Annotated in this window: 18 protein-coding genes; 1 reads left to right on the top strand and 17 read right to left on the bottom strand. The window is 37.7% G+C overall.

The window, feature by feature from the left end:
- Positions 1-87: 87 nt before the first annotated feature.
- The 11 genes from ccsB to M3182_RS11980 form a co-directional block, all read right to left on the bottom strand.
- Positions 88-1272: a c-type cytochrome biogenesis protein CcsB gene (ccsB, locus tag M3182_RS12030; RefSeq protein ID WP_251430128.1), complete on the bottom strand. Its 1185-nt coding sequence runs from the start codon at positions 1270-1272 to the stop codon at positions 88-90.
- On the bottom strand, positions 1265-2914 hold the full coding sequence (gene resB / locus M3182_RS12025; protein WP_251430131.1) for a cytochrome c biogenesis protein ResB: 1650 nt from the start codon (positions 2912-2914) through the stop codon (positions 1265-1267). The genes ccsB and resB overlap by 8 nt, the downstream gene beginning before the upstream one ends.
- Positions 2915-2943: 29 nt before the next feature.
- Positions 2944-3471 carry a thiol-disulfide oxidoreductase ResA gene (resA, locus tag M3182_RS12020; RefSeq protein WP_251430134.1) on the bottom strand — a complete coding sequence of 176 codons (528 nt, stop codon included), beginning with the start codon at positions 3469-3471 and terminating at the stop codon, positions 2944-2946.
- A gap of 56 nt (positions 3472-3527) precedes the next feature.
- The gene (rluB, locus tag M3182_RS12015; protein WP_251430137.1) at positions 3528-4259 is read right to left on the bottom strand and encodes a 23S rRNA pseudouridine(2605) synthase RluB; all 732 of its coding nucleotides are present in this window, start codon (positions 4257-4259) and stop codon (positions 3528-3530) included.
- A gap of 164 nt (positions 4260-4423) precedes the next feature.
- A complete protein-coding gene (locus M3182_RS12010) occupies positions 4424-4954 on the bottom strand; it encodes a spore maturation protein (RefSeq protein WP_251430140.1) in 531 nt (176 codons plus the stop codon).
- 7 nt (positions 4955-4961) lie between these two features.
- On the bottom strand, positions 4962-5549 hold the full coding sequence (locus M3182_RS12005) for a nucleoside recognition domain-containing protein (protein ID WP_251558192.1): 588 nt from the start codon (positions 5547-5549) through the stop codon (positions 4962-4964).
- Positions 5542-6681: a D-alanyl-D-alanine carboxypeptidase family protein gene (locus M3182_RS12000; RefSeq protein WP_251430146.1), complete on the bottom strand. Its 1140-nt coding sequence runs from the start codon at positions 6679-6681 to the stop codon at positions 5542-5544. The genes M3182_RS12005 and M3182_RS12000 overlap by 8 nt, the downstream gene beginning before the upstream one ends.
- Positions 6682-7067: 386 nt before the next feature.
- Positions 7068-7556, bottom strand: a complete 489-nt coding sequence (locus M3182_RS11995) for a YpuI family protein (RefSeq protein ID WP_251430148.1) — start codon at positions 7554-7556, stop codon at positions 7068-7070.
- A 41-nt stretch (positions 7557-7597) separates the two neighbouring features.
- The gene (locus M3182_RS11990; RefSeq protein WP_251430151.1) at positions 7598-8017 is read right to left on the bottom strand and encodes a hypothetical protein; all 420 of its coding nucleotides are present in this window, start codon (positions 8015-8017) and stop codon (positions 7598-7600) included.
- A 157-nt stretch (positions 8018-8174) separates the two neighbouring features.
- Positions 8175-8753: an SMC-Scp complex subunit ScpB gene (gene scpB / locus M3182_RS11985; RefSeq protein WP_251430154.1), complete on the bottom strand. Its 579-nt coding sequence runs from the start codon at positions 8751-8753 to the stop codon at positions 8175-8177.
- The gene (locus M3182_RS11980; RefSeq protein WP_251430158.1) at positions 8740-9507 is read right to left on the bottom strand and encodes a segregation/condensation protein A; all 768 of its coding nucleotides are present in this window, start codon (positions 9505-9507) and stop codon (positions 8740-8742) included. The genes scpB and M3182_RS11980 overlap by 14 nt, the downstream gene beginning before the upstream one ends.
- A 162-nt stretch (positions 9508-9669) precedes the next feature.
- Here M3182_RS11980 and M3182_RS11975 point away from each other — a divergent pair, with 162 nt between their 5' ends.
- Complete coding sequence (locus M3182_RS11975) at positions 9670-10191, top strand: DUF309 domain-containing protein (RefSeq protein ID WP_251430160.1); 522 nt, start codon at positions 9670-9672, stop codon at positions 10189-10191.
- A gap of 6 nt (positions 10192-10197) precedes the next feature.
- Here M3182_RS11975 and M3182_RS11970 read toward each other — a convergent pair whose 3' ends face one another.
- The 6 genes from M3182_RS11970 to sigF form a co-directional block, all read right to left on the bottom strand.
- Positions 10198-10575, bottom strand: coding sequence for a GNAT family N-acetyltransferase (locus tag M3182_RS11970; RefSeq protein ID WP_251430163.1), 378 nt, complete (start codon positions 10573-10575; stop codon positions 10198-10200).
- A gap of 476 nt (positions 10576-11051) precedes the next feature.
- A complete protein-coding gene (gene lysA, locus M3182_RS11965) occupies positions 11052-12371 on the bottom strand; it encodes a diaminopimelate decarboxylase (RefSeq protein ID WP_251430520.1) in 1320 nt (439 codons plus the stop codon).
- A gap of 120 nt (positions 12372-12491) precedes the next feature.
- Positions 12492-13949, bottom strand: coding sequence for a spore germination protein (locus M3182_RS11960; protein WP_251430523.1), 1458 nt, complete (start codon positions 13947-13949; stop codon positions 12492-12494).
- Between the two features lie 261 nt (positions 13950-14210).
- Positions 14211-14633, bottom strand: coding sequence for a stage V sporulation protein AB (locus tag M3182_RS11955; RefSeq protein WP_251430166.1), 423 nt, complete (start codon positions 14631-14633; stop codon positions 14211-14213).
- Entirely contained in the window at positions 14623-15243 is a 621-nt protein-coding gene (locus M3182_RS11950; RefSeq protein ID WP_251430168.1) for a stage V sporulation protein AA, read from the bottom strand. Before M3182_RS11950 ends, M3182_RS11955 begins: the two co-directional genes overlap by 11 nt.
- 183 nt (positions 15244-15426) lie before the next feature.
- Positions 15427-16185, bottom strand: a complete 759-nt coding sequence (gene sigF / locus M3182_RS11945; protein WP_251430171.1) for an RNA polymerase sporulation sigma factor SigF — start codon at positions 16183-16185, stop codon at positions 15427-15429.
- Positions 16186-16194: the final 9 nt, after the last annotated feature.

Here is a 16194-nt window from a genome sequence, read left to right as displayed (position 1 = left end):
TTTTATCTCTTATAACAATAATTATTGTCTTAGTAGTAAGTCGAAAAAGCCCTCACTATACATAATAGTGAAGGCTTCCGTGAAAATCTAGGACCCTGCATAGGAATGCAAGCCTGCAATGACTAAGTTTACAACAATTAAATTAAACATGATAATGACAAAACCAATAACCGCTAACCATGCGGACTTTTCTCCATGCCAACCTTTTGATAGACGAAGATGAAGAAACGCTGCATAAAACAACCAAGTAATTAATGCCCAAACCTCTTTTGGATCCCAGCCCCAGAAACGTGTCCAGGCAATTTGAGCCCAAATCATCGCAAAGATAAGTGCACCTAGTGTAAAGACAGGAAAACCAATTAATACCGAACGATAGCTAATTTCATCTACTAGATCAAGGTTAATATTTTTCGTTAAAGGCTGTAATGCTGCTCCAATTCGCTTACGTAAAATCAAACGCGTTACCCAATAAAGGACGAGACCGGCTACCAACGACCAAACTAGAGTATTTAACTTTTTAGAGTTAATAAGTGCAGGAGTTTCAATAAGGGGTTCAAAATTCCCTTTTGTCACTTCTCCTCCATCTGGTCCAAACACAGGTGGTAACTGATATTCGTAAGTTGACTCTACTCCGTTTTTATCTTGGTAGTTAATTTCTGTTTCATAGTTGGCCACGTTAAACCCGACCGTTACCGCAATAAAGCCAATGACACTAATAATCCCATACATGGTAACTTCTAACCAAAAAGTACGTTTACTTTTAACAGTTTGGTCAATATTTTTAACTAGATAGATAAGCCCGGCGGCAAACGAAATCGCTAAAATTGCCTCGCCTAAAGCAGCTGTTGTTACATGAATGTGAAGCCAGTCACTCTGTAATGCTGGGATCAACGGTGAGATTTCTCGCGGAAACATGCTTGCATAAGCAATGATCAAAATCGCAACCGGTAAAGTAAATAGACCAAGCATGGGTGTCTTGTACATGAAATAAATAACAATAAATGCACCAACTAAGCACATACCAAAAAAGGTTGTAAACTCAAATAAATTACTAACAGGTGCATGTCCAGCTGCAATCCATCTTGTAATGAAGTATCCTATTTGGGCTACAAATCCAATAATGGTAACCACAATGGCTAATTTGGCCCATTTATTCATTTCCTTCCTTTTGGCTTCCCCTTTTTTCTGTCTTATTGCTCCACCAAAAAAGGCTGTTGCTACTAAATAACAAATGAAAGCTACATAGAGTAGATTTCCACTTAACTCAACCATGATTTTCCCCCTTAGCCTCTTTCTTAGCTTCGTCTTCTATTTGATCTTTCGGGACATCTAATCCTGTATCTTCCAAGATCCATTCAAGTTCACGTTTCATCCCATGCCAGTTTTTATTCGTATGGCTAGCAACCCAGACCTTATCGTCCATTTTTCTAATCCAAATCCGACGATGGTTCCAGTACGCTCCTTGAACAACACCAATCATAAAGATGATACCGCCTATCCCCATTGTCCACAATGTGTGATCTTTTCTAACGGTTAAACCAGTGACATTTTTAGTATCGACACCCCTAAAAGCCATTTTATATTCATTATCTGTTAGGGGTTCAATTGTCTCCTGAATTGCAACAAAACTTATCTCCCCATCTGGCTTATTAGGCGCTTTCATTTCAAAAATAAACGCTGGATTATTGGGAACCTTTGACTTAGTGGCAGGTTCTCCGTCTTCGTTAAAAGTAAAATCCGGGAAATAACTTTTGACTTCAACTGAATACCCATTTCCTAAGTCGTAAAATTCTTCTGGATTATATAAATCAACGACGATATCACCAAACTCTTCACCCGTCTCCTTGTTTTCCATGGCAAACGACATCTTATGGAATTCATTTAATTTATAATCTACTTGATAAAGAGCTAGGTCATCTATTTTCAACGGCTCATTAACACGAATCTCTTGATCCCTTACTTTTTCTAATTCAGGTTCTTCACCTGCAACTTGATTACCTTTTTTCTCATACAACGTAACATTGGCCTGATAAGTTTTTACCACCCCACCAGCTTTGGTAAGGGCTTGTTCAAAGACTTCCCTATCTTTTTCTTTATCGTATAATTCAACAATAAACTGATTATGTTCAAGGTAGTATTGACCCTTCGTGGCAGGGATTGGCTTTGTTTCACCTTCTCTAATCCAAAGGGTCTCATCCACATACATCCCCGGTACAAAGCGAAGCATGCCACCAATAAGAAAAATAATTAGACCAATATGATTAACATAAGGTCCCCAACGAGAAAAGCGATTTTTTTCTGCAAGGATATTCCCGTCTTCTTCACGGATATGATAACGTTTCAATTTCAATCGGTTTTTCAGTTCATTAAAATCCACTTTGTAGACTGGTTCTTCTGAAATCCCAAATAAACGTTGACGCTTTAAAAACCCCTCATGCCTAGTGACTCGCTGGTTTTTAAGCGACCGATAAAGTGGAATAACTCGATCTAAACTGCAGATAACTAGTGACACCCCTATGGATGCAATCAACAATAGATACCACCAAGAACTGTATAAATTATGAAATCCTAGCTCATAATAAAGTTTTCCAAACCAGCCATACTCGGTTTCATAATGTTCCAATGGAGTAACCGTTTTCGGTATGTACATCTCCTGGGGCAAAATCGTTCCAATAATGGAAGCTAATAATGTGATAACAATCAACCAGACACCTACTGTAACGGAAGAGAAGAAATTCCAAACCTTATCTACTAGCGTCTTTTTATAGGTTTGGGACCTTCTTGCACTTCCTTCATAACGCATATCCAGTAATTTTTCATCTGTTTTGCTATCAACGAGCACTTTTCCGCATGATTCACAAAGTACCGTACCATGTGGATTTACATGACCACATTCGCATTTTACATCTTTCATCTCCAAAACTCCCCGTTATCACCTTTCAATTAAGGTTGGATTTCCTCCATAAACTGGTTAACAGTTTCCTGAGTTAATTCTCCTGTATGAGAACGAACAACATTTCCATCTTTATCTATAAGGAATGTAATCGGAAGCGGATTAATTTTATAAGCAGCTTGAACCTGCCCATCGTCTGTATCAATCATGACAGGAAATGTAAGTCCATGACGTTTAATAAAGTTGTTAACTACTAAATCAGACTCCCCAACATCAACTGTAAGTACTTTAACTCCCTTATCTTTAAATTCTTGATATGAATTTTCAATATAAGGCATTTCGCGCTCACACGGTTTACACCAAGTAGCCCAAAAGTTTAAGAAAACGCCTTGCCCTTGATAATCAGATAATTGATGTCTTTCACCGTTCATATCCACTAATGCAAAATCAGGAGCAGGCTCTCCAATTTCAACGTGCTGAATATCATCCTTTTTAAAATTTGCATAAAGTGTATAGCCAACCGCAGCGGCTAGAATTACTAGGATAACGGTGCGAATGAATAGTCGCTTTTTTTTCATTGTTTCTCGCCTCCCCAACCTCAAACATTATATCATTTTAACCTTGGAAATACAGATTATTTACTTGTCTTTTTCATTGCTAACACACGTAATTGCTTTACCTCATGAGGAGTTAGTTCTTTTGCTTCCCCTGCGTTTAACCCATGCAATGTGAGTGTCCCATAGCGTTCACGTTTTAATTTCATCACTGGATGTCCTATAGCTTCAAACATTCTTCTGACCTGACGGTTTCTTCCCTCATGAATTGTTAATTCAACTATCGCTGTTTGATTCTTCTTATCAAAGGATAGCAGTTTTACCTTAGCTGGTGCCGTCTTGCCATCCTCTAATTGGATTCCTCTTGCGAGCTTTTTCAACTGTTCTTTCTGTGGGATTCCTTTTATCTTTGCCACATAAACCTTTTCGACCTCACTACTCGGGTGCATAAGAAGGTTTGCAAACTCTCCATCGTTTGTTAACAGCAACACACCTGAAGTGTCATAGTCTAATCTCCCCACCGGGTAAATCCTTTGTTTAATCTCAGTAAAATAATCCGTTACAACTTTTCTTCCCTTATCATCCTTAACGCTAGAAATTACCCCACGCGGCTTATAAAGTAAAAAATAGACTGGTTCTTCACGCTCTAATGGTACCTCATTTACCTCTATCTTATCTGATGGACCAACCTTAACTCCTAACTCTTTTACAACTGTCCCATTCACCTTTACTTTGCCTTCAAGAATTAATTCCTCTGCTTTTCTTCTTGAAGCAATTCCGGCATGTGCAATCACTTTTTGCAGTCTATCCATGCTGACATTCACTCCTATTAACGATCTCATTCAAAATTATTTCACAATCATACCTATCCTAATGAATTATGACATAAAACCCTATGTTTTCAAAGTAACCTACCCTACAAAGTAAACAAAAAAAAAATACCTTTTGAAAAAGGCATCTTTTCTATAGAAGAATATTAAGCAAACATTATTGTAACCACAACAATTGCGGCAATAAACCCTGCTATATCGGCTAGTAATCCTACCTTTAATGCATCCCCCATTTTCTTAATCCCAACTGCACCAAAATACACAGTAAGCACATAAAAAGTTGTATCCGTACTACCTTGAAGGGTAGAAGCTAAGCGTCCAATAAATGAATCTGGTCCGTGGGTTGCAATCAGATCACTCGTCATTCCTAATGCCGCATTTCCTGAAATCGGTCTGATGATGGCTAATGGAATAATATCGGCAGGTATGCCCACCTTTTCTAATCCAGGTCGAATGAAATCAACCATAAAATCAAGTGCTCCAGAGGCCCTAAAAATTGAGATTGCCACCATCATCCCTACTAGAAATGGGATGATGGATACTGCCATTTTAATTCCTTCTTTCCCACCTTCCACAAATGTTTCGTAAGTTGGGACCTTCTTAAGTGTTCCATAAAGCAAGATAAACCCTATTAATACTGGGATAAACCAAAGGGAGATTAATGAAATGATTTGCATAAGGCGATCATCCTTTTCGGCTTCTTCGATAATAAAAATATCTGTCAATGGTGATTCCGGCTACTGTCGAAATACATGTTGCTATTAGCGTTGTTCCAACAATTTCAGTTGGTGCGGCTGAATCATAAGTAATTCTTATGGCAATGACTGTGGTTGGGATTAGGGTGATACTTGAAGTATTAATGGCTAAAAATGTAACCATCGACCGACTTGCTGAATCTTTGCCACCATTTAATCTTTTTAACTCTTCCATCGCTTTAATCCCTAGAGGTGTGGCCGCGTTGCCTAGACCAAATACATTTGCCATCATATTAGAAAGAATGTACCCCATTGCAGGATGGCCGGCAGGGATATCGGGAAACAATTTTGAAATTAAAGGTCTAAAGAGATTCGATAGTTTATCGAGTAACCCTGCCGTTTCTGCAATCCTCATCATACCGAGCCAAAAAACGAGAATACTAATCAAGCCAATACAAAGAGTTACTGCCTCTTGAGCTCCTTTGAAGACCGCTTCATTCACATCATCCATCGTTCCATTAATCGCCGCAAATACTAAACCTATAATTGTCATTCCTACCCATATATAATTAACCATTGGTCTTCATACCCGTCACACTAGTAAAAATATTTTTAAAGTAATCTATGAACGATTTATCCTTTTCAGGTGGATGGTTAAAATAGATAGGCAATTCTTTAATTTTTTCCTTATCTAAATATACCTCGGCTTTCCCTACCACCTCGGGGATCTTACGCAAATCCTGATCATCAGTTGGTTTTAATAACTTATATTCAACCCTGACTAATTTTTCCTCTTCAGAGGTTAATGGATAATCAAAAGAATGGTTTAAATAAACTTTCCCCTTATAAAAGGAATCCTTAACTCCTTTGACTTTTCCTTTTGGTAAGATTTCAGTAAGATCGTATTGGTCAAATCCACTTTCAAACATACTAATATGGTCATTCCAGTCATCTGGACCATTTAAGGTTACGGCAATCAATTCCAGATCCCCTTTTGCCGCAGTTGACACTAGAGTTCTTTTTGCTCGTTTGGTATAACCGGTTTTTCCACCAGTTGAATGTTTGTACAGCCCAGTTAACAATCTATTTTTATTCTTCCAAACTCGATCCCAAGATTCATTTGGATTTGGTGCCCGGTGTACTTTTGTACCAGAGATTTCCCTAAAAGTTTCATTATTCATCGCATATCTTGTTAACAAAGCCATGTCATAAGCTGTTGAATAATGCTCTTCATGATCGTCTAAGCCATGAGGATTAGCAAAATGAGTGTTTTTCATCCCTATTTCCTCAGCCTTTTGATTCATTAAAAATACAAACCCTTCTAAACTTCCCCCCACATGTTCTGAAATTGCAACAGCAGCATCATTCCCCGACCTTAGCATCAAACCATAAACTAAATCTTCTAATAAAATCTTTTCCCCGGCCACCAAGTATAGAGAAGATCCCTCTGTACCAGAAGCATTGTTACTAACCTTCACTTGATCATTCAGTTTACCAGATTCAATCGCCAAAATTGCCGTCATAATTTTTGTTATACTTGCAATTCGCTCGGGTTGGTGAGCTTGTTTTTCATAAAGTATTCGCCCACTCTGCTGCTCCATTAAAATAGCGTTTCTGGCGCTAACTGAACCTACAGCACCTGTAGATACAGGAGAATGTTGGAATAATAAAAGACCCAGTAGCATTACAATTATCCATTTTCTCTTCATTGAACAGACCTCGTCTCTCTTTGGCAGTTTGTACAAGTTTATGCAGGACAAGGCTAGTTATGACTTGAATATCTAGTGATTTCATCAAATCATTTTGCACCTGATTAATAATCCTTAAGCAAGGGAAAATGCACTTCACTTATTTTTATTAGTGATAAACAGCCCATCGTTTAGAATCTAAAAAGATTTTTTACTAGCAAAAAAATAACGACTACAGCGTAGTCGTCAGTTTATTGAAAAAGGGGATTCTTTTCGTCAATCTTTGAAGATTATCTCTGTTTTAAAAAACAATTCAAAACATATTAACGCAGTAACTTGTATTCATGCATTTAAAAAATAGAGGCTGTCGAGTAACCCTCGACAGCCTGACGACTACAGCCTAGTCACTATTTTGATTGAAGAATTTTAGTTCGATAATCTGTCTCGTAATATTCAAGTTCTTCTCTAATTCTTTGAAAGTCCTCTTCTAGTGAGACAATTAATTCTTTTAAACTTAAAGGTACGTTTTCCCTATATTTAATGGCATTCTTCCCAGTATAAGCGGATCTGCTATCCTCATACCAAGCATCCGATTTAGGAGAGAAAAATTCTTCTATACAATAATTATAGATTCGATAGAGTGTTTTTTCCGCAGCTACTTTTGAAAACGGTTGTGCTTTATGAATCACTTGACATGCTTCTAACCCTTCTTCACAAAAAACAGAAAGTCTTCGAATCGTAGAAAGAATCAACTTATAATATTCCGTATTACCGGCTACTTCCGCTTGCAACCCTTGAAGGGTTGTTTCATTCAAATAACCTTCTAATTTAGAAACCGTTTGTCCAAGAAAATCCTTTACATCATGAATTTGCGTTTCAACGATTGTATTCCCCATGTAAGTATGCCTCCCAAAATATTATAAAAAAACCTAGTGCTCTATGCAGGTTGTACTATAAATTCCATGGAAGATCGAATTTCATAACCGTTCTTATCTTCAAGGTTCTTAAATAACTCTTTTAGCATATCAAAATTGATTCCCTGAAATAGAGTAGCAAATTCTTTCTCTGAATTAATGTATACCCGTTTCCGATGTCGAAGTTCAGGATTTTTCAATAAACAACAAATCGCTACCGTTTCTTTAAATGACACGTCTCGAGTCCCTACTTTAAAAATGGGGTCTTGTTCAAATGGGATAAATTTACTAATCATTTCATCAAAATAGCGCAAATACAACACATACAGAGTTTTTTCCTCGCCATCAACGATATATTGAACTTCGCTTCGATTAAAGAAGTCTTCGGATGTGTTTGATTTCTCTTTTTCGAGTTCATAGCCTGTGCATTGTTTAATGTACATACTTATCCTCCCCGATTAGTCTTAGGGTTCCAGTGGTCCCTATACATTGATAAATATGCGGTTACCGTTTTTCAAAAGCATTTAAAAGCATTAGTAATAATATTTTCAATTTTATCATATATTCTGTACTTTGTCTTAGCCTAATAACGTAGCACAACTAAAGCTCCTGAAATTTTTCAAAAAATAGATCTGCATCATCCTGAACATCATCATCGTCTATTTTTTCAGGTAGGGGAGGTAACTCTGCAATGCTCTTTAATCCAAAGTAATCTAAAAACTCCTTGGTTGTTCCATACAAATAAGCCCGCCCCGCTCCTTCCGCACGTCCGACTTCTTTTATTAATGCTCTTGCTGCTAAGGTTTGAAGAGGGCCTTCTGTTTTCACACCCCGAATCTCTTCGATTTCAACTCTAGTAATTGGCTGTTTGTAGGCAATGATTGCTAATGTTTCCAATGCAGCTTGTGAAAGGCTGGTGACTCCTGGAGACTCGACTAACCGTTTTAAATAAACCGCGTATTCTTTTTTTGTCACAAGTTGAAAGACACCGGCCAATTGTATAAGCATGATTCCACGATTCTCATTTTTTTCGTAGTCCCCTTGCAATTCATCAATAATCCCCTTAGCCTTTAGTTCGTCCACTTCAAGAACACTAGCAATTTGCTTTAACGAGAGTCCCTCATCACCTGCGGCGAACAGAACGCTTTCTAAAATTGCTTTCCATTTATCGATTTCCACTACTGTCTGCTCCCTTCTGTGCTGTCACGAAAATCTCAGCAAAATTTTGTTCCTGCTCAACGATAATTTCTTGTCGCTTCATCAGTTCTAAAACCGCTAGGAAAGTAACCACGATATGACTCCGGTCAGGAACAGGAAATAAATCGTAAAAACTTTTTCTTTCTCGTTTTTCCCTTAAAAGTTCAAGAATTTCCCCCATCCGACGCTCAATAGGGATTTCTTGCCGTGTTACTTTCGTCGATAATGGCTTTTGTAGTTTCTTTCTTCTCATTAACTTTTGGAAAGCAGCGAGCATATCGTAAATTGTTACATTTAAATCCTGTTTATCTGATGGTGCTTCTTTTGCATAATCCGAAAGATCGCTAGGGGGTTTTGTATAGATTAACCCACGATCCTGCTCAAGTGATTTAAATTCATGTGCTGCTTCTTTGTACTTTTTATATTCAATTAGCCTCTCCACTAACTCATCACGAGGGTCCTCTTCTTCTTCATAAAAAAACTCCTCATCTTGTTCTTCTTCATGCTTTGGTAAGAGCATCTTGCTCTTTATTGCCAATAAGGTTGCAGCCATCACTAAGTACTCACTTGCAACATCAAGTTTCAGTTCTTTCATTGCGTGAATAAACAATAAGTATTGTTCGGTTATTTCAGAGACAGGTATATCATAAATATCTATTTCTAGTCGATTAATTAAATGGAGGAGCAAATCCAGCGGCCCCTCGAATGCATCAATTTTCACATTATATTCTTCCATTTTTCCCACCAAGATATTAAGTCATTTTCAATTTACACTTCTACTAGTATAGAGGATTGCCATATTGTTATCTATAAGTTTTTCAGGATTTATATGTTCTACCACTAATTATGTATAATAGTGTTAAGCTAGAGATCATTTTTCATAAAGGGGGAGATGAGAATGGTTCCAAAGGCCTTTGTACAATACCTTGTCCATTTTCACGGCGATCGAGATTATTTTGAATGTCATGAAATTCTTGAAGATTATTGGAAAGAAGTAGACCCGGGTAATAAAAACTCTATATGGGTAGGGTTTATTCAATTAGCTGTTTCTTCTTACCATTACCGCCGGGGGAACCTATCAGGAGCTTTAAGGACTCTAGAAAAAGCTTATTCCATTCTAGAATCCCAACGACAAAACTGTCATAACCTTGGAATTGACCATACTTTAATCCTAAGATTATTGGAGGAGCAACGATATAAGATTTCAGCAAAAATTCCATATAAAAGTGTCACCATTCCGATTAACGACCAATCACTGCTGAATCTCTGCAAACAAGAATGCAAGAAGCAAGGAGTAATCTGGGGAGAAGGCAGTAACCTTGAAAATACAAAGCTCATTCATAAACATTCTCTTCGAGATCGGACAGATGTTATTCTTGAAAGAGAAAAAGAGCTTAAAAAACGAAAAAAAAGGCAGTGATTTGTATCAGTCACTGCCTTTCTCAGTTTGTGTAAAACGTACTGTATCGCATCTTTCAACAAATCCAGCTGTTTCAGCGTTTGGAAGCACTTGCTTATCTTGATATAAGTCTCGCACTGCACAAACCATTCTTTTCCCAATCCCTTGGTGACGATGCGATGGATTCACAGAAATATGCTGAATTTGCAATGTAACTTCATCGATAAATTGGACTCCAAGCAGACCTGTAATGTCCTCTTCTTTCCATAAAAACAGCTGCCATTGATCATCTGTCTCATATTGTTTCATCGTCTGTTGCAACTTCTTTATTTCCTTTTCATTTGGCATAAAAGAAAGCAAGCCCATAGCAATCTTTTCAAATGCTTTTTTATAACGAATTAACATATTAATCCCTCATTAATGACTGAACTAAACAAAAAATTATAACAGATTCAGTTTTCCCATTTTGGGTTAGATTTAAACCTTATGTAGCTTATGCACGAACCATATGACAGGTTCTAGTGATCATACCCTTTTTTAACCTATGTTCAGAATTTTGCGAACTACTGATTTGGCAGAATAACTAACCAATAAAAGACCCCCCAGCACATAGCAAAAACCATCAGGAGTATAAACAACAACCAGTTCTTTCTTCTCATTTTGCCGACCTCCCAAAGGATATTCTACAGCAAGAAACGAAAAATGCCAATGAAATTAGTCGAGAAATGTTTTTTTAAAAGAATGTTTCGTAAAGATTGTTGTTAAATCCTAAAGCCGATTTTAACGCACTAGTAACCATTTCGTATGTTTATATTAATAAAAAAACTACCATAAAACTGCACCACCAAAAAGAAATTTGGGGTGCAGTTCTAATCGGTAGCTTATTTTTTAATTTTTTCCCTTAAAGGCAAATCTAAGCGAACCATATCTTCAAAAGATTCACGCTTGACAACTAGTTTGGCTTCTCCATTTTCAACAAAGACAACTGCCGCCCTTGGAATTCGATTATAATTATTAGCCATAGAATAACCATAGGCCCCTGTACAGAATACAGCGAGTACATCTGTATTTTCCGATTTAGGTAATGGGAGGTCCCAAATAAGCATATCGCCTGATTCGCAGCACTTCCCAGCAATTGAAACCGTTTCTTCAGGAATTTCATTTGCTTTGTTTGCCAGTATTGCCTCATATTTTGCTTGATAAAGAGCCGGGCGGAGATTATCACTCATACCACCGTCGACAGCAATGTACTGTCTCACATTGGGAACTTCCTTTTTAGATCCAATTCGATATAAAGTTGTCCCAGCGTCACCAACCATTGAACGTCCTGGTTCAATCCATATTTCAGGCATATCCATATCGAATTGCTCGGTTTGAGTTCTCACTTCTGTAATGATCTCTTCAACATACTGTGATGCTGGTAGCGGGTCATCTTCTTCAGTATAACGGATCCCAAAACCACCGCCGAGATTTAATACTTTGGCTTGGTATGATTTTGTTTCTTTCCATTCCTTTAGTTTTTCAAAAATTTTTCTAGCAGCTACAAGGAATCCTGTCGTCTCAAAAATCTGAGAACCAATATGACAATGAATACCAAGAAGGTTTAATTTTTTTGATTGCAGAGCAAGTTCAACCGCTTGGTCGGCTTGGCCATTTAACAGACCAAATCCAAACTTCGAGTCATCTTGACCTGTTAGAATATAGTCATGTGTATGTGCCTCAATCCCTGGAGTCACTCGCAATAAAATATTTACGTTTTTTCCTTTTGCGACACACAATTCTTCCAATAATTCCAATTCATAAAAATTATCGACTACAAAGCACCCAATTTCATGCTCAATAGCCATATCAATTTCTTCCATGCTTTTATTATTCCCATGGAAATGAATTTTTTCTGCAGGAAAACCAGCCGATATAGCCGTGTATAATTCTCCGCCTGAAACAACATCAAGTGAAAGCCCTTCTTCTTCTGCAAGTTGAACCATTGCTACAGTAGAAAATGCTTTACTAGCATAGGCTACTTGAGCTTTCACTCCAAGATTTTCAAATGTTTTCTTGAAATTTCTAGCTCTTTCTCTAATTAATGCAACATCATAAACATATAGTGGAGTACCATATTGTTCGACAAGCTTTACAGTATCCATTCCTCCGATTTCTAGATGTCCCATATCATTTACTTTTGCAGTTCCATGAAATTGCATGTTCTCCCTCATTTCCTCTCCCTATCGGATTACCTGTTAGTTTAATTTTCTCAATTTTCCCAGTTAAAAAGTAAAATTACTTTATCATAATTTTAGAGAACACGCAATTGCAACATCTGATTAATTCTTGGCTGGTTGTCGTTGACGATTACGAGCATGAACGATACTCGGTCTAATTTTCGACCCAGGCACTGCGCGACGGATTATAATTTCGAAAAATGCCTTCGGTGAAAAAGGTAAGAACGGCCAGAGATATGGTGTATTAAGTGATCTAATGCTTGCTAGGAGTACTAACCATAATGTGGCACCAACGACAAACCCTGGCACATGGAAAATGGCAGTTGAAATTAACAGGAATAACCGACCGATTTTATTTGCCATACTTATTTCATAACTAGGCGTAGCATAGGTTCCGATTGCTGCGAGAGATACATACAAGATGACTTCTGGGACGAATAGCCCTACATCGATGGCAATTTGTCCAATTAACACAGCAGCAATTAACCCCATTGCTGTTGATAATGGAGTTGGTGTATGAATCGCTGCTAATCTCAGGAATTCAATACCAACATCCGCAAAAAATATCTGTAATAAAACAGGAATATTTGAATCTTCATTAGGTCCAATATAATTTAACGCTTCTGGCAAAAGATGTGGATTTTTTACATATAAATACCATAAAGGCAGTAAAATTAACGATACGACCACACCGATAAACCGAATCCACCTAACTAAAGTACCCACAGCCGGGGATTGCCTGTATTCTTCAGCATGTTGTAAATGGTGAAAATAAGTAGTCGGTGTGATAATCACACTTGGCGAAGTATCAACATAAATCAATACATGGCCCTCTAAAAGGTGTGAAGCGGCTACGTCCGCCCTTTCAGTATACCTTACCAAAGGGTATGGATTATATCCTTGTTTGACGATAAACTCCTCGATTGTCTTATCCGCCATAGCAAGACCATCAATTTCAATTGCTTCTAATTCTTTCCTAATTACATTAACTAAGTCCGGATTCGCTACGTCTTTAATATATCCAATTGCGATATCTGTTTTCGAACGTTCCCCCACTTTCATAATTTCGAAACGCATACGTTCATCGCGTATTCTTCTTCTAGTTAACGCCGTATTGACAATTATATTTTCAACAAAGCCATCTCTTGACCCACGTACAACTTTCTCCGTATCAGGTTCTTGTGGGGTACGACCTGGATAACTCCGTACATCTACTACTAAACCTTTCTTTTCTCCTTCAACAAGGATGACAATTAGACCTGAAAGAACTTGGTCAACCACTTCATCCATATTATCTACGGGTTCCACAGATTGATGGACAATGCGGTTTTCTACAATTTCCTGTAATTGGGTAGAAATTTCCTTACGATTATTAATTCCGACTAGTTCTTTGACGATTTGAACAATGGGAATAGTATCGCACAACCCATTTACATAGTAGAAATGAACGTCTTTCTTTAGGACTTTTAATTTTCTAACACCGAGGTCGAAACTCGTCTCAAGACCAACTCGGTTTGTCATGTATGACTCTACTTCATTTAACGATGCAGGAATTGGCATCTTGTTATTGTTTTTACCCACAAAGACAACTCCTTTCAAGGATAACTAACCACCCTCATTTTTTAGCTCATTCATCTTAAAGTTAGGCTATTTTGTAAAAATTGTTTAAATCCTAAAGTCGATAGGACCCATAGTTAGTTGCCATTTCGTACGCCTAATTAATTTGCAGGCTTTTTTCTCATAAACAAGCTAAACTTCAGGATTACATAGCTCATTTACATATTTTCTTCAAAAGCAACAAAGCTTGAATGGAGCCTATAGTTAAAGGTCAACAAAATACATCCATTGGAATAAAGAACCGGCAATTTTGCCGATAACAATTGCCATAATTAAGATGACGATTCTCTCCTCAATTCGAACTCGTTTTGCTAGTATAGGAAAAACATTTAGGGCTTCAGTTAACCCGGCTGCTAGCATGCCGACAAAAATTCCTGCCGCTAAGCCTATTGGAATTGCAATAACCCCCGGAGCACTGAAAATTGGATCTTGCAGGCTTCCAAACGTCCCAGCGATTGCTCCAAACACAACCGACCATTCATAAAGATGAACCAAATGCATCGTTTTTGTGAGTTGAGTTAATCTTGGAATCACTCCTAAAACGACAAGAAAAGCAACAAATCCAGCTCCTACCGCAAGCCCGCCTGCAAGACCTACTAAAAAAACAAGAAGAATATTAATCGTCATCTAAACGCCTCACACTTTCCTTGTTTTCTTTTAAAATGACATATTGATCAAGGGATTGTTGATAATTAAACATTTCCACTTCTAACGGGCTAGGTTCCTCGTTAATTCTTTTCTTAAAAAAATGATTAAAAAATAAAATCATTCCTAATCCCAATCCAAATGAGTAAGGAATTTGAAAAAGGAGTGGTTTCCACTCTTGCTTACCTGTAATAATGGTATAAATCCGTTGTTGTACAGCTTGCATACTCACATCCTCGTGAAAATTCATGATCGTGATGGCAGAGCCCACAAATAAAAGAAACCACACTAGAATAAAAAGTGGAATTGAAACAGACTTCCTTTTAATCATCACTTCAATGATTGTCTGAGGAGGCCCAATCGCTTGAATGTCCACGGTAGGAAAAGCTTTTGAAATTAAACGGATGACCATCATGACATCAATAATAATGATGTTATTGTCTTTCGTTGTTACTTTGTGTACGGGCAAGCATTCCAGCTTTTCATGGAGATTGTCCCTTGAAATAATCTGGGCTACATCCCTAAGGAAAACTGTGTCATTCGACTTAACCTGCACACGGTTTCTCATCCGAATGTAGACTGTATTTTCCATCCCATTCACTTCCAACACATCAAATTCCTTGTATCCCTAGTATTGGTTGGTTGTGTATTTTCATGAAGTCCAAAAATTGGATAGACTATTGCTTAAAAGATTCGGAACGAAAGAATAAAAATAGGGGAAAGTAGAGAAAACTAAAAATGGAAGGACAGGAGGACATAAAAAAACCGCATGGATTTATTGGTCCATACGGGTCTTCATTTGTTGTAATATTTTCTTTTCTAGCCTCGATACCTGTACTTGAGAGATCCCTAATCTCGATGCAACTTCCGACTGCGTTTGATCCTTATAATAGCGAAGATAAACAATCAGTTTCTCCCTCTCATCTAACTCCATAATGGCTTCTTTCAAAGCAATTTTGTCGAACCAACGCCCTTCTTCACCATTATCAATTTGATCAAGTAACGTAATCGGGTCACCATCGTTTTCATATACTGTTTCATGAATAGACGATGGAATTCGACTCGCTTCCTGGGCAAGAATGATATCCTCAGGAGTCAGTTCAAGAAATTCTGCAAGTTCATTGACTGTCGGAATTCTCCCATATGTTTTAGAGAGTTCATCCTTTGCTTTGCGAATTTTATTAGCCATTTCTTTTAAGGAGCGACTTACTTTTACTGTACCGTCGTCACGGATAAACCGTTGAATTTCTCCAATGATCATCGGCACAGCATAGGTTGAAAATTTAACGTCATAGGATAAATCAAATTTATCCACTGATTTAAGGAGACCGATGCTTCCTATTTGAAATAAGTCATCCGGCTCGTAGCCCCGATTTAAAAAACGTTGGACCACAGACCAGACAAGTCGCATATTTTTTTGTACAATCAAATCTCTTGCCTCTTGGTCTCCCTCATGGCTTCGCTTGATCAATTCCTTTACTTCATGGTCCTTTAAATAGGCTTGACTACTATCCTTCTTTACCTCAACATCCATAAGCAGGAC

The organism is Mesobacillus maritimus, from assembly GCF_023715205.1.
Lineage (GTDB): Bacteria > Bacillota > Bacilli > Bacillales > Cytobacillaceae > Mesobacillus_B > Mesobacillus_B maritimus_C.
This window is presented reverse-complemented; position numbering and strand designations above follow the sequence as displayed.